Raw genomic sequence first — 3,805 nt, 5'->3', positions numbered from 1 at the left:
CGATCGCCTCGGCGTGGCGGTCGGCGTCCGCGACCTGCTGGGCCTCGACCATCACGCGCAGCACCGGCTCGGTGCCGGACGCGCGGATCAGCACACGGCCGCTGCCGGCCAGCGCCTTTTCCGCCTCGTCGATGGCCGCGCGGATCGACGCGCTGCCCTTCCAGTCGGCGCCCGGCTTCATCCGCACGTTGATCAGCTTTTGCGGGAACAGCGTCACGCCCTCGAGCATCTGCGCGAGCGTGAGGCCGCTACGCTTCAGCGCAGCGAGCACCAGCAGCGCCGACACGATGCCGTCGCCGGTCGTATGCCGGTCGAGCGACAGGATGTGTCCCGAACCTTCGGCGCCAAGCTGCCAGCCGCGCTCGCGCAACCGTTCGAGCACGTAGCGATCGCCGACCGCTGCCCGGACGAACTGCACGCCCTCGCGCTGCAGCGCGACTTCGACGGCGAGATTCGTCATCAACGTTCCCACCGCGCCTTCGACTCGGCCGTTAGTTGCGACACGATCCTTCACCAGCACGTAGAGCAACTCGTCGCCGTTGTACAGCCGGCCGGACGCATCGACCACCTGCAAGCGGTCCGCATCGCCGTCCAGCGCGATACCGAGATCGGCGTGGTTCGCCCGCACCGCGCGCACCAGCGCATCGGGCGCGGTCGCGCCGACGCCGTCGTTGATGTTGAAGCCGTTCGGCGCGACGCCGATCGGAATGACATCCGCGCCCAGTTCATGGAATACATGCGGCGCGATCTGATAGGCGGCGCCATGCGCGCAGTCGATGACGAGCTTCATTCCGCGCAGGTCGAACGCAGCCGGGAACGTGCTCTTGCAGAATTCGATATACCGTCCGGCCGCGTCGTCGAGACGCCGCGTCTTGCCGAGCCCGTCCGACGGTGCGCATTCCAGCGGCTTCTCGAGCCATGCCTCGATCTGCGCCTCGATCTCGTCGGGCAGCTTGTTGCCGTCCGCCGAGAAAAACTTGATGCCGTTATCGTGATACGGATTGTGCGACGCGCTGATGACGACACCCGCCGACAGGCGCAACGCGCGCGTCAGATAGGCGACGCCCGGCGTTGGCATCGGACCCGCCAGCATGACGTCGACGCCTGCCGCAGAGAAACCCGCTTCGAGCGCCGCCTCGAGCATGTAGCCGGACACGCGCGTATCCTTGCCGATCAGCACCGTCGGGCGCGCGCCCGACACGACGTCTGCCGCGCCGGCGAGCACTTTGCCGGCCGCATAACCCAGGCGCAGCACGAAATCCGGGGTGATCGGCGCTTCGCCAACCTTGCCGCGAATGCCGTCCGTACCGAAATATCGACGTCCCATATAGACCCTTCCTCCTCGTATTGACTTATCGTTGCCGTGCGGCCTCGCGCACGGCGCTCCAGATTTGCAGTGCGTCGACGGTCGGCGCGACATCGTGCACCCGCACGATTGCCGCGCCCCGCTCCACCGCGCACAGCGCGGCCGCGACGCTGGCAGCCACGCGTTCCGTCGGCGGCTTGCCGCCGATCACGGCGCCGAGCATCGACTTGCGCGACATCCCGGCGAGAATCGGATAAGGCCTGCCGTCGGGCCGCGCGGGCGCGGTGTCCGGCAGTGCGGCAAGCAGCGCGTAGTTGTGTTCGACGACCGCCTTGCCGAAACCGAAGCCGGGATCGACGCAGATCCGCTCCGGCCCGATACCGCCCCCCATCAACGCGTGCGCGCGCTCCGCGAGAAACTCGCGCACGTCGGTCACGACATCGCCGTAATCGGGCTCGTGCACCTGCATCGTCTGCGGCTCGCCGAGCATGTGCATCGCGCACAGACCGCACTCGCTGTCACGCACCGCATCGATCGCGCCGGGCTGTCGAAAGCCCCAGATGTCGTTGATCAGATCCGCGCCCGCGTCGAGCGATGCGCGCATCACGGCCGGTTTGTAGGTATCGATCGACAGCGGGACGTTCAGCGGCCGCAGCGCCTCGATCAACGGGATCACGCGTGCGAGTTCCTCGTCGAGCGGCACAGGCGGTGCGCCCGGGCGGGTCGATTCGCCGCCGATGTCGAGCATGTCGACACCTTCGGCGATCATCCGCTCGGCCTGGCGCAGCGCATCGTCGCGCGCGAGGAAGCGGCCGCCGTCGGAAAACGAATCGGGGGTGGCGTTCAGAATGCCCATCACGAGCGGGCGCTCGAATGTCAGCGTGAAACGGCCGCATTGGAGCGGCTCGGGGATGAAAGTCGGAAAGGCGGACACAGGCGACAGACGCGAAATGAATGCAAAACGGGCCGGTGTGATAGCCACACCAGCCCGTCAACGATGCTACCTGGAGATTATGCCGGCGCGGTAGCGTTACCCGGCTTGACCTCGGAGCCGGACCCGCCCGACGACGGATCGCCCGCGGCCGGCGGCGTGCTCTTCGGCGAACGCGGCGGACGGCCTTCCATGATGTCGTTGATCTGATCGGCGTCGATCGTTTCCCACTCCATCAATGCGGCGGTCATCGCTTCGACCTTGTCGCGGTTCTCCTCGAGCAGACGGCGTGCAAGGTTGTACTGCTCGTCGAGCACGCGGCGGATTTCCGCGTCGACCTTCTGCTGCGTCGCCTCCGAGATCGTCCGCGTGAAGCCGCGGCCGAACGGGCTGCTGTCGTTTTCGTCGTCGGCGTACACCATCGGTCCGAGCGCGTCGGTCATGCCGAAGCGGGTCACCATCGCGCGCGCGGTCTGCGTTGCCTTGTTGAAGTCGTCCGACGCACCGGTGCTGACCAGATCCATGAACAACTCTTCGGCCACACGGCCACCGAACAGGATCGCCAGACGATCCAGCAGGTAATCCTTCGAATACGTCTCGTTGTCGTGCTCAGGCAGTTGCCACGTGACGCCCAGCGCACGGCCGCGCGGGATGATCGTCACCTTGTGGACCGGATCGGCCTTCGGCAACAGCTTCGCGATCACCGCGTGGCCCGACTCGTGGTAAGCGGTCGCGCGCTTCGCTTCCTCGCGGATCACCGCCGACTTGCGCTCCGGCCCCATGAAGATCTTGTCCTTCGCGTCCTCGAAATCCTGCATTTCGACGATGCGCTTGCCGCGGCGCGCCGCGAACAGTGCCGCCTCGTTGACGAGGTTCGCGAGATCGGCGCCCGAGAAGCCCGGCGTGCCACGCGCGATCACTGCCGCATCGACGTCGTTGGCGATCGGCACCTTGCGCAGGTGCACGCGCATGATCTGCTCACGGCCGCGGATATCCGGCAGGCCGACATAGACCTGGCGATCGAAACGGCCCGGACGCAGAAGTGCCTTGTCCAGCACATCGGAGCGGTTGGTCGCGGCAATCACGATCACGCCCGAGTTCGCCTCGAAGCCGTCCATTTCGACGAGCATCTGGTTCAGCGTCTGCTCGCGCTCGTCGTTGCCGCCGCCCATGCCGGCGCCACGATGACGGCCGACCGCGTCGATTTCGTCGATGAACACGATGCACGGCGCATGCTTCTTCGCCTGTTCGAACATGTCGCGCACACGTGCCGCGCCGACGCCGACGAACATTTCAACGAAATCAGAACCCGAGATGCTGAAGAACGGCACCTTCGCTTCGCCCGCAATGGCGCGCGCCAGCAGCGTCTTGCCGGTGCCCGGAGGGCCGACGAGCAGCACGCCGCGCGGAATGCGGCCGCCGAGTTTCTGGAATTTTTGCGGATCGCGCAGGAAGTCGACGAGCTCGGACACTTCTTCCTTCGCTTCGTCGCAGCCCGCGACGTCGGAGAAGTTGACCGCGTTGTTGTTCTCGTAGATCAGCAGCGCACGCGACTTGCCGAACGAAAA

3 protein-coding genes are annotated in these 3,805 nt (G+C 66.4%); all 3 read right to left on the bottom strand.

Features of this window, described 5'->3' with window-relative positions:
* Positions 1–1,327 (bottom strand): phosphoglucosamine mutase (glmM, locus tag KH616_RS22715; protein WP_292252151.1); only part of this gene is annotated, 1,327 nt, incomplete at its 3' end.
* A 25-nt stretch (positions 1,328–1,352) separates the two neighbouring features.
* Positions 1,353–2,249 (bottom strand): dihydropteroate synthase, encoded by an 897-nt coding sequence (folP, locus tag KH616_RS22710; RefSeq protein ID WP_292252152.1) that lies wholly within the window; start codon positions 2,247–2,249, stop codon positions 1,353–1,355.
* Between the two features lie 68 nt (positions 2,250–2,317).
* On the bottom strand, positions 2,318–3,805 hold a 1,488-nt coding region (gene ftsH / locus KH616_RS22705), incomplete at its 5' end, for an ATP-dependent zinc metalloprotease FtsH (protein ID WP_292252150.1).

The sequence above is a fragment of the Burkholderia sp. genome (genome assembly GCF_018375725.1).
Taxonomy (GTDB): domain Bacteria; phylum Pseudomonadota; class Gammaproteobacteria; order Burkholderiales; family Burkholderiaceae; genus Burkholderia.
This window is presented reverse-complemented; position numbering and strand designations above follow the sequence as displayed.